Raw genomic sequence first — 19,132 nt, forward strand, 5'->3', positions numbered from 1 at the left:
GTGCCGTCACGTTCCGTTATTTCCCTCGCGCTGATCGCGCTGTTGGCTGGCTGTGCGAGCCAGCCCTCCGAAGCACCAAAAGCCACGCCCATCGAACAGAGCAAGGCGCCGCAAGCCAAGGTGCTCAATCAGTTGAGCGGCTCACTGATCGGTGCGCCCGCAGGCAGCGAAGTGGAACTGGCGCTGCTGGAAGTCGACCGCCGCAACAAGCCCGACAAGCTCCTCAGCAACGTCAAACTGAGCGGTCGCGGCAACGAGCTGCCGTTTATCCTGCAGTTCAACCCCGAAGCTTTTTCCGCCACGCAGCGGGTCGAACTGCGCGGTCGCGTCACCCAGTCGGGGCAGCTGATCATGCGCCTGCTTCCGATACAGATTCATCAGGCCTCCGACCAGGCACTTGGCCCGCTGCGACTGGTGCCTGTGCCGTGACACCGCCGGCCACTCTGCAGGCCGCACTTGGCCAATTGCTGGGCGATGCTCGTCTTAGCGTCAGCCCCCTGCCCGATACCGACCTGCGCCTCTGGTTGATCGATGCGGACAACATGGATCGAGCCTTCAGCCCGGATGAAACCCGCCGGATTCTGGAAGAGCCGCCCTACTGGTGCTTCTGCTGGGCCAGCGGACTGGTACTGGCGCGCTGGCTGGCTGAAAATCCCCAATGGGTCCGCGGCAAGCGGGTGCTGGATTTCGGTGCTGGTTCCGGGGTGGCGGCCATCGCTGCGGCCAAGGCTGGCGCCCTGGAAGTGGTGGCCTGCGACCTTGATCCGCTGGCGCTGCAAGCCAGTCGTGCCAACGCGGCACTCAATGACGTAACACTGGAATACTCCGAAGACTTCTTCGCCGAAGCCGACCGCTTCGATCTGATCATCGTCGCCGATGTGCTCTACGACCGCGCCAACCTACCGCTGCTGGACCAGTTTCTCAGCCGAGGGCGCGAAGTGCTGGTGGCAGACTCGCGAGTGCGCGACTTCCAGCATCCGCTTTACCAGCGCCTCGGCATATTCGACGCCTGCACCTGGCCGGATCTGGCCGAGCCTGCAGAATTCCGCCGGGTCAGCCTGTACCACGCGCGCCGGGCTTGAAAGCCTTGAGCCACGTAATGGCTAAACTTCCTGTAGCAAAGTCCTAAGCTTCGCGCCGAGGGCTGCGCTCCCACAATCCCAGACTGCGCCCAACGCTTTCAGTGGGAGGCACGACCCCGCGCCGAATGCAGGCCGCAGCCTGCTCAGCAAGGACAAAATATCCGCGACGCGGACGCGCCCAGGAAAGAAGAGCAGCAACCGCACCGCCTCAAAGGTGACTCAACGTGACGAATGAAGACACCCTGCGCCTGTTCTTCGCCCTACCCTGTCCACCCGAGCAGGCCGCCGCCATCTGTGAATGGCGTGACAAGCAGGGACTGGGAGGTCGGCCCGTTCCGGCCGCCAATCTGCATATGACCCTGGCGTTTCTGGGCGCCCAGCCCGAGTCAGACCTGGAAGCGATCCGGCAACTGGCCGCCGACATCGACTCTCCGGACTTCGAGCTGGTACTGAACCGGCTGATCACGCTGAGCAAGGGCTTCGTCTGCCTGGCACCTACCGAGGCACCGCCGGCACTGCTGCACCTGGCGGCCAGCCTTGCCGAGCGCCTGGTCGCGCTGGGCCTGGCGCTCGACAGTCGCCCCTACCTGCCGCACATGACCTTGACACGACAGGCCGCCAGGATGATCCAGGGCGCCGCCGCCAGTTTCAGCTGGAAGGCCGAGCGGTTCGTGCTCTACCAATCGCAGAACACCCCGGACGGCGTGCGTTACCGGGAACTGGGCAGTTGGCCGCTGCGGGCGTCCGAGACGACCTGAGCGGGTCTGGAATCAGGCCGGTACTTCGATCAGGAAACGAAACAACGGACCGTGCTGCTCAACCGCCAGGCAGTTGTAGCCCTTGAGCTTGGCGTCCTCGGGGATGCCCTGCACCGACTGCGAGCAATCGGTCACCACTTCCAGCACCTGCCCCGGCTGCATGGTATCCAAGGTCTCCAACGTGGCGATGGCGTTGTACGGGCAATGTTCGCCGCGCAGATCAAGCGAGAGATTCGGTTTGGGCTGGCTCAAGTGCAGCACTCCTCTTGGGTTGGAAACGACGGGCATTCAAGTGAACCAACAGCATGGCCAGGGCCAGGCCGGCAAAGCTGAACAGCAGGCCGGTGCCCGGCCCCATCTGTTCCAGCAGGTCGATCTTCGGGTAGGGCAGTGCCAGTGAGGTACCCAGCTCATCCCAGTACACAGCCACCAGCGTGCCGCCGATGACGTTGCCGATGCCAACCACCCAGAAATGCACCTGGCCTTCCATCGCACGGTACATCCAGCCGGTTTCGCAGCCGCCGGCCAGGACGATGCCGATGCCGAACAGCAGGCCGCCGATCACGGCGTTCGGGCCCATCCAGAAAATCTTTGCGCTGGCGCCCAGCATGATCGCGCCGAAGGTGCCGACGCAGGCCACGGCCATGCCCAGCAGGATGCCGTAGGCGATCTGCGTGCGGCCGGTGGTCCAGAGATCCCGCGCGGCGCTAGTGAAGCAGATCTGCGCTCGTTCGATAAGGCCGCCGAAGACCACGCCGAACAGCACCGCCATGCCCAGGGCAATCGACACTTCGAAGCGCCAGGCCGCGAATGCAACTGCGACGGCCGCCACCGCCACACCCAGGCGCACCTGCATCCGGTTACGCTGTTCCCGCGCCTGCGGATCGGCGAACAGCGAACTGGCCTGGCTGCCCACCTTCAGAGGCACGCGCAGGAAAGGCAGCAGGCAGATCTTCACCCCGACCCAGGCACCGCCGACAGTGGCCAGCATGAAGGCCCAGGCGTGCAGCGAAAACATCGGAATGCCGGTAAAGAACGCCGCCAGGTTGCAACCCATGGCCAGGCGCGCACCGAAGCCGGCGATGATGCCGCCAATCAGCCCCTGCACCAGCCGGCGCTTGCTGGTCGGCCAGCGCAGGCTGACGTTGTTGGCCCACAGCGCGGTGCAGAGCGCGCCGAGCAGCATGCCGATGATCATCACCCCGTCGATGCGATCCAGCGGCGTACCTTGCAGGCCGATCAGCTTGAAATAGCTCCACTCCTGCGGCTGGAACCCGAACCAGGCCAGCACGTGCCCACCCCATCGGGTGAACTCGCCGGTCACGGCCCAGAAGGTGCCGGTAATCGCGAAGTAGTAGGCGGAAGCGACGCCCAGCGCGACGAGCGCAGGAATGGGTGACCAGAAACGCACCAGATAGCGCGCCCGGAACTCGGACAGAATGGACATTGATGACCCCTTTTGCGCGACTGCAAACGCCGCACCGAAAAAAGTGGCGCGCATTCTAGTCCTCTGGCGAGCGACTTGGGTGAACAATCCGTCGGCATGCGGCTGGGCACGCTTGCTTCCGGTAATCGCCGCCCCCACATAACATGCACCTTCTTTACAGCGCCCATTTGAGAACCCTGATGAGCCAGACTCCCTTCATCTTCGACGTCACCAGTGCCAACTTCGAACAGCTGGTGCTGGAAAACTCCTTTCACAAGCCGGTACTGGTGGACTTCTGGGCCGAATGGTGTGCGCCGTGCAAGGCGCTGATGCCCTTGCTGGCGAAGATCACCGAGGAGTACCAGGGCGAATTGCTGCTGGCCAAGGTCAACTGTGATATCGAGCAGGAAGTGGTGGCCCGCTTCGGCGTGCGCAGCCTGCCCACCGTGGTGCTGTTCAAGGATGGCCAACCGGTGGACGGCTTCGCCGGCGCACAGCCGGAATCGGCCATCCGCGCGATGCTCGAACCCCATGTCCAGGCCCCGGCAACTCCCGAGGCAGACCAGCTTGAAGCCGCCCAGGCGCTGTTTGCCGAAGGCCGTATAAGCGAGGCGGAAAACCTGCTCAAGCAGTTGCTGACCGAAGACAACGAGAACGCCGCAGCATTGATCCTTTATGCCCGCTGCCTGGCCGAGCGGGGCGAACTGGGCGAAGCCGAGACCGTCCTCAATGCCGCCAAGGGTGACGAGCACAAGCAGGCCATTGCCGCTGCCCGAGCGCAACTGACCTTCCTGCGCCAGGCCAGCGACCTGCCGGAAGTCGCCGACCTCAAAAGCCGCCTGGCCCAGAACACTGAAGATGACGAAGCGGCCTACCAGCTGGCCATCCAGCAGCTAGCGCGCCAGCAATATGAAACCGCTCTGGACGCCCTGCTCAAGCTCTTCGTGCGTAACCGCAACTACGCCGACGGCCTGCCCCACAAGACGCTGCTGCAGGTGTTCGACCTGCTGGGCAACGACCACCCGCTGGTCACCACCTACCGTCGCAAGCTGTACCAGGCGATTTACTGAGAGAGCAAAAGCCAATCGTGCCCATGATCCTGGGTGGGCACATCGGGCCACCTACAGGCTGCGGTAGGAGTGGGCCATGCCCACGAACCGGGCTTGCACTTCGCCAGGGTTGCCTTCACGGGCATGGCCCGTTCCCACAAAGCAGGCGGCCTGGTGATTGTGCTTAAGCTTGCAAACGAGGTGACTGCGCCCCAACCCGCGCACGCCAAGCGACCTACGAGCCGCTGTAGGAGTGGGCCATGCCCACGAACCATGGCTTGCACTTCGGCAGGGCTTCCTTCACGGGCATGGCCCGTTCCCACGAAAAGCAGCGCGGCCTGATGATCGTGCTTAAGCTTGCACGCGAGGTGACTATGCTCTAAGCCGAGCAAGCCAAGCAACCTGCAGGCTGTGGTAGGAGTGGGCCATGCCCACGAACATGGCCTGCGCCTTCGGCAGGGCTTCCTTCACGGGCATGGCCCGTTCCCACGAAAAGCAGCGCGGCCTGGTGATTGTGCTTAAGCTTGCAAGCGAGGTGACTGTGCTCTAAGCCAAGCAAGCCAAGCAACCTGCAGGCTGTGGTAGGAGTGGGCCATGCCCACGAACCGGGCTTTCACTTCGCCAGGGTTGCCTTCACGGGCATGGCCCGTTCCCACGAAAAGCAGCGGGGCCTGATGATTTGTGCTCAAGCTTGCAGGCGAGGTGACCGCGCCCCAACCCGGGCACGCCCAGCGACCTACGAGCCGCTGTAGGAGTGGGCCATGCCCACGAACCATGGCTTGGCACTTCGCCAGGGTTGCCTTAACGGGCATGGCCCGTTCCCACGAAAGCTGACGCCCTGCTCTAGCTGAGCATCTGCCGCAGCTCACGGCAGTCGCGGGCGTGCAGATCGGTCAGTTCCGGCCAGAGATTTTCCGGAAGGTTAACCAGCACGCTCCGCGCACCGGCCGCTTTTGCGCAGGCCAGGTCGAAGTGGAAGTCACCCACCATAACCAGCGTCTGCGGCTCCACCTGCCACTTGTTAGCCAGATAGAGCAAGCCAGCCGGATCGGGCTTGGGCGGTGCTTCATCGCGCCCGAGAATATCTTCGCTGGCAAAGCAGTCACCCATCCCTACGGCCTGCAGCGTGATCAGCGCCAACTCATGGGCGTTACGGGTCAGTACACCAAGCTGACAGCCGCGGTCCCGTAGTTCGTGCAGCAGTTCCAGCGCGCCCGGCGCCGGTTCAGCGGCAAGAGCCAGCTCGCGCTCATGCTCCAGTAGCCAGGCTCGCTTGCTCGCGGCCTCTTCAGCTGGCAACGCGGCGAGGTGATGGAGAATGTCGTCTTCCAGCGGGATTTCCAGCGCACGCTTGATCGCCAGGAAGTCATGCACGGCGATGGTCAGGGTACCGTCCATGTCGAATACCCAGTGGCGTGCGCTGGAGAGTGTCATCGCAAGTCCTCCCGCACCCGGATCAGGCCTTCCTGAGCCACCGAGGCCACCAGTTCGCCGGCGCGGTTGAAGATACTGCCACGGGCAAAGCCACGGGCGTTGCCGGCCCAGGGGCTGTCCATCGAATACAGCAGCCAGTCATCCGCACGCACTTCACGGTGAAACCAGATGGCGTGATCGAGGCTGGCCAGCTGGATGAACTTGCTCCAGAAGGTGACTCCATGGGGCTGCAGCGCCGTACTGACGAAGTTGAAATCCGAGGCGTAGGCCATTAGGTATTTATGCACCGCCGGGTTGTCCGGCAGCGTGCCCGCAGCCCGGAACCACAGATGCCGGATCGGTTCGATGGGTTGCGGGTTGACCGGATCCAGCAGGGTCACCGGGCGAATCTCGATGGGCTTGGGCCGGCGCAGCTTTTCCACCACGCGCTGAGGAACAATGCTCTCCAGCCGGTCCAGCAGGGCGCTTTCGCTGGGCAGGTTTTCCGGCCCTTCCACGTCGGGCATCGGCAACTGGTGCTCATAGCCGGTTTCATCGATCTGGAACGAAGCGCTGCAGGTAAAGATGGTCTTGCCTTTCTGGACGGCACTGACGCGGCGGGTGGAAAAACTGCCGCCGTCACGCACCCGATCGACGTCATAAACCACCGGCAGATGGGCGTCGCCGGGGCGCAGGAAATAACCGTGGATGGAGTGCACATGCCGCTCCGGCACCACCGTCTGGCTAGCCGCCGACAACGCCTGGCCGATCACCTGACCGCCGAACAGCTGCGGAAAACCCAGGTCCTGGCTGTTGCCACGGAACAGGTTTTCCTCGATGCGCTCCAGCGACAGCAAGCTCACCAGAGTATCGAGTGTCTCGGTCATGCGAATTTCCTTTCCGGCGAAGGCCCTTCCGGGCAAAGGCGGAGATTTTAGGGTTTAAACCGAACAGACTCCAGCTGACCGCCCGGACGACGCCCGCGCCTTGAGCGTGCCGCGATCAGGCCGGCATACTGCCGCCGTTTGCGAGCCGCCAGAGCGGCCGCAGCGCTACGAATGACTTTAGGCGCCAATCGATGCCCCTGCCGCTGGTATTTCACGACGACTACAGCCCGCCACTGCCACCGGGACACCGCTTCCCGATGGAAAAATTCCGCCTGCTGCGCGATCACCTGGTCGATAGCGGTTTGACCACCGACGCAGAGATTCTGCGCCCCGAACTGTGCGCAGCTGAAGTTCTCGCTCTGGCCCATGACCATGCCTATATCGAGCGCTACTGCAGTGGCGACATGAGCCGCGACGAATTGCGCCGCCTGGGCCTGCCATGGAGCCCGCAACTGGCGCAGCGCACCGTGCGCGCCGTGGGCGGTTCGCTGCTGGCCGCTGACCTTGCGCTGGAACATGGCTTGGCCTGCCATCTGGCCGGCGGCACTCACCACGCCCATTACGACCACGCCTCGGGCTTCTGCATCTTCAATGACCTGGCGATCATGGCCTTGTCGCTGCTGGAAAGCGGTCGCGTAGGCCGGGTGCTGATCTTCGATTGCGATGTGCACCAGGGCGATGGCACCGCGCGCATCCTCGAACAGGTGCCGGACGCGGTCACCGTGTCGCTGCATTGCGAGAAGAACTTCCCCTTGCGCAAGGCCCGAAGCGACTGGGATATCGAGCTGGCGCCGGGCATGGGCGACCATGAATACCTCAAGGTGGTGAACGACACCCTGAACTACCTGCTGCCCCTGTACCAACCGGACCTGGTGCTCTATGACGCCGGCGTCGATGTGCACCGCGACGACGCCCTGGGCCTGCTCAACCTCAGCGATGAAGGCCTGGCGATGCGCGACAGCGCCGTCATCGACCACTGTCTGGGCCGCGATATTCCGCTGGTCGGCGTGATCGGCGGCGGCTACGACAAGGACCGCGCCCTGCTCGCCCGTCGCCATGCGCAGCTGCATTTCAGCGCGGCCCAGGCCTGGACTCGCCATGGCTTGCGCTGAGCCGCCCTGGCCCGCGCTTTTGTAGGATCCAGGGGACGCCGAGTCCTTGCTGGCGAAGCTTTTGCGTTGTCCTGCGATTCATGACGAAGGCCTCGGCAAACCCTCACTCCCACGTACAGGCGCAGCGCAGCATTCGCTACAATGCCGGCCCCGTACCGCCAGGCCTGAACCATGCCCGCGACTCCCATGCGTTCCCGCATCGCCATCATCGGTGGCGGCCCCGCCGGGCTGATGGCGGCCGAAGTGCTGAGCCAGGCCGGCGTCGCGGTCGATCTTTATGACGCCATGCCCTCGGTCGGGCGCAAATTCCTGCTGGCCGGAGTTGGCGGCATGAATATCACCCACGCCGAGGACTACGCCGCGTTCGTCGGGCGTTATCGCCTGCGCGCCGACCGGCTGCGCCCGATGCTGGACGCCTTTCCCCCGCAACGCCTGCGCGAATGGATTCATGTCCTGGGCATCGACACCTTCGTCGGCAGCTCCGGTCGTGTCTTCCCTACAGACATGAAAGCCGCCCCGCTGCTGCGCGCCTGGCTCAAGCGCCTGCGCGACGGCGGCGTGCAGATCCACACCCGCCAGCGCTGGCTGGGCTGGAACGCAGACGGTCAGCTGCTTATGACCGGCGCGGAAGGCGAAACGCTGCTGAATCCGAATGCCACCCTGCTTGCCCTCGGCGGCGGCAGCTGGGCGCGGCTGGGTTCGGATGGCGCCTGGGTGCCACTGCTGGAGCGCCGCGGCATCTTCATCGCGCCACTGCAACCGGCCAACTGCGGTTTCGAAGTGACCGGCTGGAGCACGCACCTGGTGGAGAAATTCGCCGGCGCGCCGCTGAAGACGGTCAGCCTGGCTTTACCCGGCACCACAGCGCGCAAAGGGGAATTCGTCCTTACCGCAACCGGCATCGAAGGCAGCCTGGTCTATGCGCTGTCAGCCGATATCCGCGAGGCGATCAACGCGGCCGGTTCAGCAACCGTGCTGCTCGATCTGCTGCCGGATCGCTCGCACGAACAAATCGCCGCTGCCTTGGCCAGGCCGCGCGGCTCGCAGTCCATGGCCAAGCACCTGCACCGGCAGTTGAAGCTGGACGGCGCCAAAGCGGCGTTGCTGCGTGAACTTAGCACTGCCGAAACCTTTCAGGACCCGCACGCCCTTGCCGCGGCGATCAAGGCGCTGCCGATCCGCCTGGTGAGTCCACGCCCGCTGGACGAAGCCATCAGCAGTGCCGGTGGCGTGCCCTTCGAAGCACTGGATAAAAACCTGATGCTGCGCCAGCTACCCGGCGTGTTCTGCGCCGGAGAGATGCTTGACTGGGAAGCGCCCACCGGCGGCTATCTGCTCACTGCCTGTTTCGCCACGGGCCGTGCTGCTGCCGAAGGCATGCTGCGCTGGCTGAAGCAGCGCTAGGCCAGGCTGCCTCGCTAGTCTTCAGTACGACCTGCGCCATCACGGTCCCGCTCATAATGTTTGGCGAACGGAAACGGCGGCAACCAGGTTTCGCGGCGCAGGGTCCAACACTCATAGCTCGGCAACAGCTGGTCCGGCGCATCCAGCGCACCGAGGTGCACCTCGATTTCATCGCCGCTCTGGGCGAATACCGACGAGCCGCAGCGCGGGCAGAAGTGGCGCCCCGCGTAGTTATGCGTTTCCCCCTCGATGGTCACCGCCTCCTGCGGGAACATTGCCGCAGCAAAGAACAGCGCACCATGGTGCTTGCGGCAGTCGAGGCAATGGCAAATCCCGACCCGATACGGCCGACCTGCAGCCAGAATTCGCACGTCGCCGCACAGGCAGCCACCGGTGAATTGGTCCATGCCGCACTCCTCTCGATAAGCCGTTGCCAGGACGATAGCAGGCGCTAGCGGCCCAGCTTGAGGCGACTCGTCACTTGGGTCGGTACATCTTGAAGTTTGCCTCGCGGCCCAGCTGGAAATAGTCCGCCGGCCCGCCGCCCCGCAAAATGGGCTCGCCTGCCGCCGTGTCGTAGATGCCATCGACCAGCAGCGCCTTGGCGATATGCACCGCCACCACTTCACCGAGCACCAGCCAGGTCGGCACAGCCACCTTGTCCACGCCATGCAGCTGGATGAGCTGAGTCACCTTGCACTCGAATGACACCGGGCTTTCCTCCACCCGCGGCACCGCCACGACCCTGGAAGCCACCGGCGTCAGGCCGCTGAGGGCAAACTCATCCACCTCGGGCGCGACGGCGGCACAGCTCTGGTTCATCGCTTCGGCCAGCGAGCGGGTCGCCAGATTCCAGCAGAACTCGCCGGTGGCCTCGATATTGTTCAGGCTGTCCTTACGTCCGACGCTGGAAAAGCCAATGATTGGCGGGGTGTAATTGAACGCATTGAAGAAGCTGTAAGGCGCGAGGTTGAGCCGCCCTTCGGCATCATGCGATGAGATCCAGCCGATGGGGCGCGGGCCGACTATGGCGTTGAAGGGATCATGGGGCAGCCCATGACCTTGAGCGGGCTCGTAGTAATACATTTCGCTCTGCATGCAGCGGCTCCTGAGCATTGCAACCTGGTCTGGAAGGGGCCTGCCATGCACATGCGCGGCGGCTCCAGCCCGCATCTTCAACGCGTGGCGCTCGATACGCCAGAGCAAAAAACCATTCGCGGCATGGCCGCACTCTAAATACTGTCCCAGGTTTTAAGGCAATCACCATGATTCGAGCATTTACAGAAAGCGACATAGAAGACGTGCTTGATGTATGGCTGTCAGCATCACTGAAGGCGCATGACTTCATAGCACCAGACTTTTGGCGCTCACAGCTGGAAAACATGCGCAGCACCTACATCCCGGCTTCGGAAGTCTATGTGTATGAGTCGGGCTCAACGGTTATCGGTTTCTACGCACTGCTTGAAAATAAGCTCGCCGCAATTTTCGTCGCGCCCGACCTTCAAGGCACAGGCATAGGAAAACTGCTTCTTTCCCATGCGAAATTCAAACGCGATGCGCTTGATTTATCCGTTTATAAAGCCAATTCAAAGTCCATAGGATTTTACAAATCCCAGGGATTCAGGATTGCGCAGGAAAGCGTGGACGCTGCCACCGGACATGAGGAGTACCTCATGCGCTGGGGCGGGTCTGCCTAGGCTGCGGTAGAGCACTGGGCCAGTAGAGTTCGCTACACCATTCAAGCCGAAGCCACGCGGCTTGGATCAGCCGGAGCCTTGCAAAACATGACCACTGGAAACCTGTTCGCCGACTTCGAGGTGCCCCTGAACGGGGAGCGCTTCGAGGCGCTGCTGAGCCACAGGAACCTGGTGATCGAACGCATCATCAGCTCAGCGGATATAACGCCAACCGATTACGTGCAACCGCAGGACGAGTGGGTGGTGTTGCTCCAGGGCGAGGCGACCCTCGAGGTGGCGGGCAAGGCTGTCGAGCTGCGCTCCGGCGACTACCTGTTTCTGCCCGCCGGCACGCTGCATGTGGTCCGGCGTGTCACCAACGGCGCCCTCTAGCTGGCGGTGCATCTCCACCCGGCGCCGGCAGGCGGCGAAGATAGCGCCTAACCTGTTTTTAGCCCGAAGCCGGGCTCGGGCTGCTGGCTATGAAGTCTGTCGAGCGGATCGCTACGCATGTTCACCTCCGGTCGAGCCGGGAATGGCTCATGTCGTTAGAGACAATCCGTGATGAATGGTGCGCGCCGCAGGTCGCATGGCGAAAGCCTGGGTCTGTTCCTGGCTCATCGAATAACATGCAGCATTCACCAGGTTAGCGTGACGCCCTTCCTGCCCCGTCATGCGATAGCTTCGTCCGCATCCATTCATAAGCATTCCCACCAGAGACCGCGGCATGACTGACGCCGAAACGACGCTGCATCAATTCAACCGGCGCATGGTGTGGGCCGGCTTCAAGAAACTTGCACGGTCTCCCTGTTCGTGGTGATTTTCGGCGCGGCGTTCGGCCTGGCTGCCGTGCAAGCGGGCCTGGATGGCTCGGTAATCCTCGCAATGAGCGCCCTGGTCTTTGCCGGCGCTTCTCAATTTGCCGCGCTGGAGTTGTGGGGGCCACAGGTTCCGCTGCTCACGCTGATGATTACCGTGTTCGCCATCAACGCACGTCACCTGCTGATGGGCGCAACGCTGTATCCGTGGTTGCGTCAGCTACCGCCGGCGCAGCGCTATGGGGTGATGCTGGTGGCCTCAGACGCCAATTGGGCGATGGCCATGCAGGCCTTCAACCGCGGGCAGCCGGCCATCGGGCTTCTGCTGGGCGGCGGGCTGGCACTCTGGTCTGCCTGGATAGTGGGGACTTGGCTGGGCGTGTACTTCGGCAGCGCCATCGAGGATGCCAAGAGCCTGGGGCTGGACATGGTGATGGGCTGCTTTCTGCTGGCCATGGTGGCAGGAGGCGAGAAGAACCTGCGGATACTGATGATCTGGGTGGTCGCCGCCGGCGCATCGCTGCTGGCCTACTGGTACCTGCCCGACAACAGCCATGTGGTGGTCGGCGCCCTGGCCGGCGGCCTGCTCGGGACCTTCTGGCCGGAGAAACGACGTGAATCTTGAATCCACGGGGTATGGCGCACTGGTCCTGGTGCTGGTGATGACAGTGGTAACACTGGCAACCCGCTGGGGCGGCGTCTACGTGATGTCCTTCGTGCCCATCGGTTATCGGGTTAAGCAGTTTATCGGCGCCATGTCCGGTTCGGTGCTGGTGGCACTGCTGGCGCCCATGGCACTTGAAGGCGATAGCGGCGCGCGGCTGGCTTTGCTCGCAACCGCTGTGACCATGCTGCTACTGAAGAAGCCGCTGCCGGCAATCGCCGCCGGCATTCTGACCGCGGCGCTGGTCAGGCAATTCTGAAGTCGCAACCATCACCAACAACCTGATTCACAGCCGCCCGACCCGCATATTGATGGGCCAGGTGATCGGCTGCCGGCGCTCCGGGTCGCCCCAGAGATGGGTCAGATCGTTCGCGAAACCCTGCAGAAGGTCCGCCCTGCCTGCTTCCCTTGCCTGACGCACGGCGGACCAGGTAGCGGTATAGCCAAGGAACTCATCCAGACTCCATTCAAGGCGGATGGTCATTGCAGGCGTGGCAATCGGCTCGAAGGGGAACTCCAGGGTGGAATAGCCACTGTCCACCAGTTGCCGCTCAGCCGGCCAGTAGGGGCCGATTTCCTCGCGATAGAACTGCTGAAAGCGCGTATCCAGCTCACCACCGAACTGCAGCACCCCGTAGCTGACCAGCGCCAGAACCGCGCCCGGCCTGGCGACTCGCCGCGCCTCTGCGTAAAACACGGGCAGATCAAACCAGTGCGCGGCCTGCGCCGCGGTGATCAGGCTTGCGCTGCCGTCAGCCAACGGCAGCGCCTCGGCCGGGGCGCAGCAGTAGCGCACATTGTCCCGAGCCGTGGCGTGAGCGACCTGATCGGCACTCGGATCAAGCCCAACGACAGAGCTGAAATGCGCGGCGAGCTGCCCGGTGAGCTGGCCATTGCCGCAACCGACGTCCACCGCCAGCCGGGTATCGGGAACTATCGACGCCAGATACTCGGCCAGGCCGGATGGATATTCCGGGCGGAAGCGGGCATAAGCCTGCCCGCCCTGATCGAACCAGTTTCTCGGCAAGTTCATCACTACCTCCTCTGTCCTGGCCGTGGCCGGCCTGCCTCGCTCGTTGCACGCAGCATAGCGCCAACGGATGGGTTCGGACCGCTACTGGACCCGGCCCGCCCTGCCGGATGCCGCTACTGACGGCACAAGAACCACTGACTTCGGCTCTTCCCTGGCTCCCGCTGCCTGACGATCGGCCTGCCGGCCCAGCTGCCAGCCGAGACCGCCCCACAGCAAGGCGCAGAGCGCGCCGGCCACCGCCACCAGTCCGGCGCCCTGGCCGAACAGGTCCAGCGCGGTCTTGCCCCAGCTGCTGAGGGCGTCACCGCCGCGGTAGACGATGGTGTCGATAACGTTCTTCGCCTTGTACTTGCTCTCGGCGTCCAGCGGCGCGAAGAGCATTTCGCGCCCAGGCCTGACGAAAGCGTACTCGCCGATCCGCCGCACGATCATCAGCGCAGCCAGCATGGCGAAGCTGGGCGCCAGTGCCAGCCCGAGGAAGCCCAGGCATACCAGCAACGGCACTATCGCCAGCAGCACGCGCACGCCCAGCTTCTGCGCCAGACGCCCGGTGATGAACACCTGCGAGAGCAAGGCGCCGGCCTGGACGATCACGTCGATGGCGCCGAACACACGGATCTGCGCGGCCCGGTCGGGAAACAGCTCGGCCACCAGCCGCGCCTGCTCGAAGTAGAGAAAGGTAGTGACCGTGGCCAGCAGCACGACGAAGCCGGCGATGCCCAACAGATAAGAGGACTTGAGCACCCGCGTGATGCCGCTGAAGGGGTTGCCGGGCAAGGGCCTGCGCGTGCTTTCGGCAGGCAGCGCATCCGGTCGGCCGGCGCCGCCCACTTCGCGCCAGCGCATCAGCGAGTACTTGAGCGCCAATCCAACACCGAGCAGCAGCCCGGCCAGCAACATCAGCCCGGCTTCGCCTAGGCTAGCGGCCAGCAGAGCACTGAGCGCCGGCCCCACCAGGCCGCCGACGCTCGCCCCTGCGGCGATGAAGGCGAACAGGCGCTTGGCCTGGCCGGCGTCGAACACGTCCGCCATCAGGCTCCAGCCAACCGAGACCACGAAAAGGTTGTAGACCGAGATCCAGACATAGAACACCCGCGCCAGCCAGGGGCTTTCGCCCATGAGGTGAAACAACGCGGCGAACGTCAGCAGGTTCGCGCAGAAGAAGCCGTACACCCAGTCGACAAAATGCAGCCGCGGCACCCGCGAGCTGAGCCAGGCGAACAGGGGCACCGCCGCCAGCATGACGAAGAAGGTGGCGGTGAACAGCCATTGCAGGTTCTCCACCCCCGCCGCGATGCCCATCGACTCGCGAATCGGGCGCAGCATGAAGTAGCCGGCAAACAGGCAGAAGAACAGCACGAAGCCCAGCAGCGCCGGGCACAGCTCATGGGGTTCGGCATTGAGGGTGGTGCTCAGGCGTTGCGAGAGGGATAGCGCGTTCATGAGGCGGCTCCACGAAGTCGTGTGCGGCCGGGGCACGAGCCGCGTGGCCCGTGCCCCCGGCGATCAGGGATAGGTGACGCCGGTCAGGCGCTCCGACAGTTGCCACAGCTGCTCGGCATCCGTGCGCTGGCTGGCGGCCCCCGGCGTCCGGGCGAAGCCCAGTGGTCCGCGCTTTTCGTCCTCGCCGGTCGGCCCGTAGTAGGCGCCGCCGATAGCCTCGGGTGCGGTGGCCGCGTACAGCGTGGAAATCGCGCCCTGGGCGGCGGAATGGTAGTCGTCCCGGTTTTGCGCCCATTGCTCGCCGAACGGGCTGTCCAGGCCGGGGCCGCGTTCGATCAGCTCGGTGACGGCAACGCCCGGGTGCGTGGCAATGCTGCGAATGCCCCAGCCCGCCTCGTCGCTGCGGCGCTGCAGCTCGAATGTCCAGTTCAGCACGGCCAGCTTGGATTGCGCATAGGCGACGTAGGGCTCGTAGTCCTGCTCGGACTGCAAGTCAGCGAAATCCAGTGCGCCACGGCCCGCGGCGATACTGGACAGGCTGACCACCCGGCCATCCTCGCTCTCGCGCAGCAGCGGCATCAGCAGCCCGGTCAGCGCGAAGTGGCCGAAATAGTTGGTGGCCATCTGCAGCTCGAAGCCATCGGCCGAGGTCCGGCGCTGCGGCGGCGCCATGATGGCCGCGTTGTTGATCAGCACATCGAGGCGCGACAGGCGACCCTCGAGGCGCTCGGCCAAGTCACGCACCGAGGCCAGGTCGGCCAGGTCCACGGCCTCGAAGCGGACCCGCGCGTCCGGCACCTGCTGACGGATGCGCTGGAGGGTCTGCTGCCCGCGTTCGGCATTGCGCGCGGCGATGATGACTTCGGCGCCGGCCCGGGACAGTGCCAGCGCATCCTCGTAGCCCATGCCGCTGGTGCCGCCAGTGACCAGCACGATACGGCCTTGCTGCGAGGGCATGTCCTGGGTGTTCCAGTCCGGTTTCGGTGATTCGCGATTGGCGGCTTCCGCCGCGACCGCCGCCGCCAGCGCGACGCCGGCGACCAGGGTGCGGCCGAGTTTCATCAGTGGGTGCGTGGGCTGTACATCGCCCGACGCCAGGGTGTTGGTTCTGCTCCACATGGCGGTGTCCTCAGGTTGTCCAGGAGTGACCGGATGGTCGACGGATTCAGTATCCGCCGGTGGATATCCGGTGATAATCCAGGCAAATATGGACGGGCTGTACGGCAGGTCGTACAGTTTTCCATGGCAACCGAGGAGCTCCGATGCGCCAACCCAACCTGAGCGATGTGGCCCTGTTCGCCGCCGTGGTCGAAGCCGGCGGTTTTCGCGCCGCCGCGCAGAAACGCGGCATGTCGGCCTCGTCGCTGAGCGATTGCATGCGCCGCCTGGAAAGCGACCTGGGCCTGCGCCTGCTCAACCGCACCACCCGCAGCGTCACCCCAACCAGCGCCGGTGCGCGCCTGCTGGAGCGGCTGCGGCCGGCACTGGAGGAAATCAGCGCCGCCTTCAACGACCTCGACGACGAATCACAGCGCCCGGTGGGCACCCTCAAGCTGAACGTGCCGGTGCCGGTGGCGCGCCACCTGATGCCCGGGCTGCTCGAGCGTTTTCTCAAGCGCTACCCTGGGGTGAATGTCGAGGTGGTGATGGACAACAGCTTCATCGACGTCATCGGCGCCGGCTACGACGCCGGCGTGCGCTACGAGGAAAGCCTGGCCAAGGACATGATCGCCGTGCCCATCGGGCCACGCCGGCAGCGCTTCGTTGCCGCCGCCTCGCCCGCCTATCTCGCCGCTCACGGCACGCCGCAGCACCCGTCGGAGCTGACCGATCACCAGCTGCTCGGGCACCGGTTCGAGAACGGGAAGGTGGGTGTCTTCGAGTTCGAGAAGCATGGCCGGACGCTGCGTATTCCCCCGCGCGGCCAGCTAGTGACCTCCTCCCATGACCTGCGCATCCAATCGGCGATCAACGGCCTGGGGATCGTCTACATCTTCGAGGAATTTCTACGCGAGGCGCTCGACGACGGCCGCCTGGTGCCCATTCTGGAAGACTGGTGGCAGCCGTTCGACGGGCCCTTTCTCTACTACCACGGGCGCCGGCACATGCCCTCGCCGCTGCGCGCCTTCATTGATTTCATCAAGGCCGAGGCGCAGGGCGAGGACGGCTAGCGAGCTCAGGTCAGCGGAATCATCACCGCGCGCTGATAGGCCGGGCGCTGCTGCAGGCGCTGGTACCAGGCCTGGAGATGGGGCAATTCGGGGCGATCGATGGGCATCTCGAACCAGGCGTAGATGAAACTGCCGAGCGGGATATCGCCCATGCCGAACGCCGTGCCAGACAGATACGGCTGTTCGGCCAGCACCTGATCGACCCGGGCAAGCAGGCTGCCACACTCCTCCAGCGCCGCCGCAACCGCGGCCATGTCCCTCTGTTCGGCGGGCGTGCGCACCATGTTCCAGAACACCACGCGGAAGGGGGCGGCCAGGGACGAGGTCATCCAGTCCATCCACTTGTCCGCCTCCGCGCGCCGGCGCGGGTCGGGGTTCCACAACGCGGGCTCACCGTACTGCGCCGCCAGATAACGGACGATGGCATTGGACTCCCAGAGCACCAGCTCGCCATCCTCCAGGCAGGGCACCAGGCGGTTCGGGTTCTTCGCGGCGTAGTCGGGCTCGTCGACGACCCCGAAGGCGCCACCGGCATCGATGCGGGTGTAGGGAACGCCCAGCTCCTCGAGGCACCAGAGCGCCTTTTTCACGTTGGTGGAATTGGTCCGGCCCCAGAGTTTCAACATGCGATATCACCTGCCTGCTTGCATCGGAACATCAACTCTAGCCTAGCCACGGTAGATCGCACTTCGCCGATCCGCCGGGTGACGCATAACGCACGGAGTTGTGGTGGATGTGAAAGGCGACCTACGAACTGCACGCCCGTGACGCTAGGGTGGATCGCGCTTCACCAATCCACCGGGTGGTTTCAGCGTTTCTTCTTGGCCGGCTTCGCCCCGCCCAGACTCGGCACCTTGCGGACCGGCTTGGCGTTGGGTTTGTCGCTTTCGTCGAACCAGTTGCCCAGGTGGATTCGGCCCTTGGCGGTACCGTCCTTGGGCTTCTTGGGTTTCTTCGGTTTCTTGATGATCTGCCCGCCCGGCTGGGTCAGCGGCACCCGGTGATCGGGAACGAAGCCCGGCTCGTCGTGGCGCGGCAGAACCTGGTTGATCAGGGTCTCGATGGCGGCGAGCTGGTCGACTTCATCCGCGCTGACCAGCGAGATCGCCTCACCGGTGGCGCCCGCGCGGCCGGTGCGGCCGATACGGTGCACGTAGTCCTCGGCAACGATGGGCAGGTCGAAGTTGACCACCTGCGGCAGGTCATGGATATCCAGCCCGCGCGCAGCAACATCGGTGGCCACCAGGATCTGCACCTCACCGGCCTTGAACGATTCCAGCGCACGCAGCCGCGACGCCTGCGGCCGGTCGCCGTGGATCGCATCGCTGGCAATACCCTGGGCCTGCAACTGCACCACCAGCTCGTCGACGCCCTTGCGCGTCTTGACGAACACCAGCACCTGCCCCCAGCGTTTTTCCGCCAGCAGGTGCAGGAAGAGTTCGCTCTTGCGCTTCTTGTCCACCGGCACCAGCCACTGCTTGACCGTCTTGGCCGCCGCGTTGCGCGGGCTGACCTCAATGCTCAGCGGGTCGCGCAGCAGCTCACGGGCCATCTGGCGGATGGCTTCGGAAAAGGTCGCGGAGAACAGGAGGGTCTGACGTTTGCGCGGCAAGGCGCAGAACAGGTCGTCCAGCTCCTCGGAGAAGCCTAGGTCGAGCATGCGGTCGGCCTCGTCCAGCACCAGCGCCTGCACCTGGGAGAACTTCACCGCGTTCTGCCGGTACAGGTCGAGCAACCGGCCGGGGGTCGCAACCAGCACGTCGACGCCCTTGCGCAGCGCCATCATCTGCGGGTTGATGCTGACGCCGCCGTATACCGCGTAAGTGCGCAGCGGCAGATGTTGCCCGTAGACGCGAAAGCTCTCGTGCACCTGCTCGGCCAGTTCACGGGTCGGCACCAGTACCAGCGCGCGCACCGAGTTGCTCGCCACCTGCGCGCCTTCCATGGTCAGGCGCTGTAGCAGCGGCAGGGCGAAACCGGCGGTCTTGCCGGTGCCGGTCTGTGCCGCTGCCATCAGGTCGCGGCCCTTGAGCACGGCGGGAATGGCCTTGGCCTGGACCGGCGTCGGCGTGGTGTAGTCGAGGGATTCGAGCGTGCGCAGCAGCGGATCGATCAGGCCCAGGGTGGCGAAAGTCATGGCGAGGCAACCGAGAAAAACAGAGGCGGCAGTTTATCCCAAGGCCGCCGCCGCGCGCC

General features: G+C 64.5%; 22 protein-coding genes and 1 pseudogene. 12 read left to right on the forward strand and 11 right to left on the reverse strand.

From position 1 onward, the window contains the following. From BN1079_RS08895 to thpR, 3 genes are all read left to right on the forward strand, one after another. Entirely contained in the window at positions 1-429 is a 429-nt protein-coding gene (locus BN1079_RS08895) for a YbaY family lipoprotein (protein ID WP_037023763.1), read from the forward strand. Then, positions 426-1,082: a class I SAM-dependent methyltransferase gene (locus BN1079_RS08900; RefSeq protein ID WP_037023765.1), complete on the forward strand. Its 657-nt coding sequence runs from the start codon at positions 426-428 to the stop codon at positions 1,080-1,082. Before BN1079_RS08895 ends, BN1079_RS08900 begins: the two co-directional genes overlap by 4 nt. A 224-nt stretch (positions 1,083-1,306) precedes the next feature. Then, the gene (gene thpR / locus BN1079_RS08905; protein ID WP_037023766.1) at positions 1,307-1,840 is read left to right on the forward strand and encodes an RNA 2',3'-cyclic phosphodiesterase; all 534 of its coding nucleotides are present in this window, start codon (positions 1,307-1,309) and stop codon (positions 1,838-1,840) included. A gap of 12 nt (positions 1,841-1,852) precedes the next feature. On the opposite strand, the gene yedF is transcribed toward thpR, so the two are convergent. Both yedF and yedE read right to left on the reverse strand, forming a co-directional pair. Then, a complete protein-coding gene (yedF, locus tag BN1079_RS08910; protein ID WP_037023768.1) occupies positions 1,853-2,092 on the reverse strand; it encodes a sulfurtransferase-like selenium metabolism protein YedF in 240 nt (79 codons plus the stop codon). After that, a complete protein-coding gene (gene yedE / locus BN1079_RS08915) occupies positions 2,061-3,287 on the reverse strand; it encodes a selenium metabolism membrane protein YedE/FdhT (protein WP_037023769.1) in 1,227 nt (408 codons plus the stop codon). Before yedE ends, yedF begins: the two co-directional genes overlap by 32 nt. Before the next feature lie 179 nt (positions 3,288-3,466). Between yedE and trxA the strand changes: the two genes are divergently transcribed. Next, on the forward strand, positions 3,467-4,336 hold the full coding sequence (gene trxA, locus BN1079_RS08920) for a thioredoxin (protein WP_037023770.1): 870 nt from the start codon (positions 3,467-3,469) through the stop codon (positions 4,334-4,336). Between the two features lie 239 nt (positions 4,337-4,575). Beyond that, positions 4,576-4,698 (forward strand): hypothetical protein, encoded by a 123-nt coding sequence (locus tag BN1079_RS17890; RefSeq protein WP_269450523.1) that lies wholly within the window; start codon positions 4,576-4,578, stop codon positions 4,696-4,698. 460 nt (positions 4,699-5,158) lie between these two features. Here the strand turns inward: BN1079_RS17890 and BN1079_RS08925 are convergent, their stop codons facing one another. Beyond that, positions 5,159-5,749 (reverse strand): HAD family hydrolase, encoded by a 591-nt coding sequence (locus tag BN1079_RS08925; RefSeq protein ID WP_037023772.1) that lies wholly within the window; start codon positions 5,747-5,749, stop codon positions 5,159-5,161. Continuing rightward, complete coding sequence (gene tesB, locus BN1079_RS08930; RefSeq protein WP_037023774.1) at positions 5,746-6,615, reverse strand: acyl-CoA thioesterase II; 870 nt, start codon at positions 6,613-6,615, stop codon at positions 5,746-5,748. The genes BN1079_RS08925 and tesB overlap by 4 nt, the downstream gene beginning before the upstream one ends. 191 nt (positions 6,616-6,806) lie before the next feature. Between tesB and BN1079_RS08935 the strand changes: the two genes are divergently transcribed. Then, the gene (locus BN1079_RS08935; protein ID WP_037023776.1) at positions 6,807-7,727 is read left to right on the forward strand and encodes a histone deacetylase family protein; all 921 of its coding nucleotides are present in this window, start codon (positions 6,807-6,809) and stop codon (positions 7,725-7,727) included. A 171-nt stretch (positions 7,728-7,898) separates the two neighbouring features. Beyond that, positions 7,899-9,131, forward strand: coding sequence for a TIGR03862 family flavoprotein (locus BN1079_RS08940; protein WP_037023778.1), 1,233 nt, complete (start codon positions 7,899-7,901; stop codon positions 9,129-9,131). Positions 9,132-9,145: 14 nt separating this feature from the next. Here the strand turns inward: BN1079_RS08940 and BN1079_RS08945 are convergent, their stop codons facing one another. Both BN1079_RS08945 and BN1079_RS08950 read right to left on the reverse strand, forming a co-directional pair. Continuing rightward, entirely contained in the window at positions 9,146-9,538 is a 393-nt protein-coding gene (locus BN1079_RS08945; protein ID WP_037023779.1) for a GFA family protein, read from the reverse strand. Positions 9,539-9,608: 70 nt separating this feature from the next. Continuing rightward, positions 9,609-10,229 carry a flavin reductase family protein gene (locus BN1079_RS08950; RefSeq protein WP_037023780.1) on the reverse strand — a complete coding sequence of 207 codons (621 nt, stop codon included), beginning with the start codon at positions 10,227-10,229 and terminating at the stop codon, positions 9,609-9,611. Between the two features lie 167 nt (positions 10,230-10,396). Here BN1079_RS08950 and BN1079_RS08955 point away from each other — a divergent pair, with 167 nt between their 5' ends. The 4 genes and pseudogenes from BN1079_RS08955 (at position 10,397) to BN1079_RS08970 (ending at position 12,548) form a co-directional block, all read left to right on the forward strand. Then, on the forward strand, positions 10,397-10,828 hold the full coding sequence (locus BN1079_RS08955; protein ID WP_037023781.1) for an N-acetyltransferase: 432 nt from the start codon (positions 10,397-10,399) through the stop codon (positions 10,826-10,828). Between the two features lie 87 nt (positions 10,829-10,915). Beyond that, entirely contained in the window at positions 10,916-11,200 is a 285-nt protein-coding gene (locus tag BN1079_RS08960) for a cupin domain-containing protein (RefSeq protein WP_037023782.1), read from the forward strand. 334 nt (positions 11,201-11,534) lie between these two features. Continuing rightward, positions 11,535-12,250: pseudogene (locus BN1079_RS08965) on the forward strand (AzlC family ABC transporter permease). Further along, a complete protein-coding gene (locus BN1079_RS08970; RefSeq protein ID WP_037023783.1) occupies positions 12,240-12,548 on the forward strand; it encodes an AzlD family protein in 309 nt (102 codons plus the stop codon). The pseudogene BN1079_RS08965 and the gene BN1079_RS08970 overlap by 11 nt, the downstream one beginning before the upstream one ends. 27 nt (positions 12,549-12,575) lie before the next feature. Here the strand turns inward: BN1079_RS08970 and BN1079_RS08975 are convergent, their stop codons facing one another. The 3 genes from BN1079_RS08975 to BN1079_RS08985 form a co-directional block, all read right to left on the reverse strand. After that, complete coding sequence (locus BN1079_RS08975) at positions 12,576-13,322, reverse strand: class I SAM-dependent methyltransferase (RefSeq protein WP_037023784.1); 747 nt, start codon at positions 13,320-13,322, stop codon at positions 12,576-12,578. 81 nt (positions 13,323-13,403) lie between these two features. Next, positions 13,404-14,765 carry an NTP/NDP exchange transporter gene (locus BN1079_RS08980; protein ID WP_037023785.1) on the reverse strand — a complete coding sequence of 454 codons (1,362 nt, stop codon included), beginning with the start codon at positions 14,763-14,765 and terminating at the stop codon, positions 13,404-13,406. Between the two features lie 63 nt (positions 14,766-14,828). After that, positions 14,829-15,884, reverse strand: coding sequence for an oxidoreductase (locus tag BN1079_RS08985; RefSeq protein ID WP_037023786.1), 1,056 nt, complete (start codon positions 15,882-15,884; stop codon positions 14,829-14,831). A 143-nt stretch (positions 15,885-16,027) separates the two neighbouring features. Between BN1079_RS08985 and BN1079_RS08990 the strand changes: the two genes are divergently transcribed. Continuing rightward, positions 16,028-16,936, forward strand: a complete 909-nt coding sequence (locus BN1079_RS08990) for a LysR family transcriptional regulator (protein WP_037023787.1) — start codon at positions 16,028-16,030, stop codon at positions 16,934-16,936. A gap of 5 nt (positions 16,937-16,941) precedes the next feature. Here BN1079_RS08990 and BN1079_RS08995 read toward each other — a convergent pair whose 3' ends face one another. Together BN1079_RS08995 and BN1079_RS09000 are read right to left on the reverse strand one after the other, a co-directional pair. Continuing rightward, on the reverse strand, positions 16,942-17,562 hold the full coding sequence (locus BN1079_RS08995) for a glutathione S-transferase family protein (protein ID WP_037023788.1): 621 nt from the start codon (positions 17,560-17,562) through the stop codon (positions 16,942-16,944). Between the two features lie 182 nt (positions 17,563-17,744). Further along, positions 17,745-19,073 carry an RNA helicase RhlE1 gene (locus BN1079_RS09000; RefSeq protein ID WP_037023790.1) on the reverse strand — a complete coding sequence of 443 codons (1,329 nt, stop codon included), beginning with the start codon at positions 19,071-19,073 and terminating at the stop codon, positions 17,745-17,747. Positions 19,074-19,132: the final 59 nt, after the last annotated feature.

This window comes from Pseudomonas saudiphocaensis, assembly GCF_000756775.1.
In the GTDB taxonomy this organism is placed as follows: domain Bacteria; phylum Pseudomonadota; class Gammaproteobacteria; order Pseudomonadales; family Pseudomonadaceae; genus Stutzerimonas; species Stutzerimonas saudiphocaensis.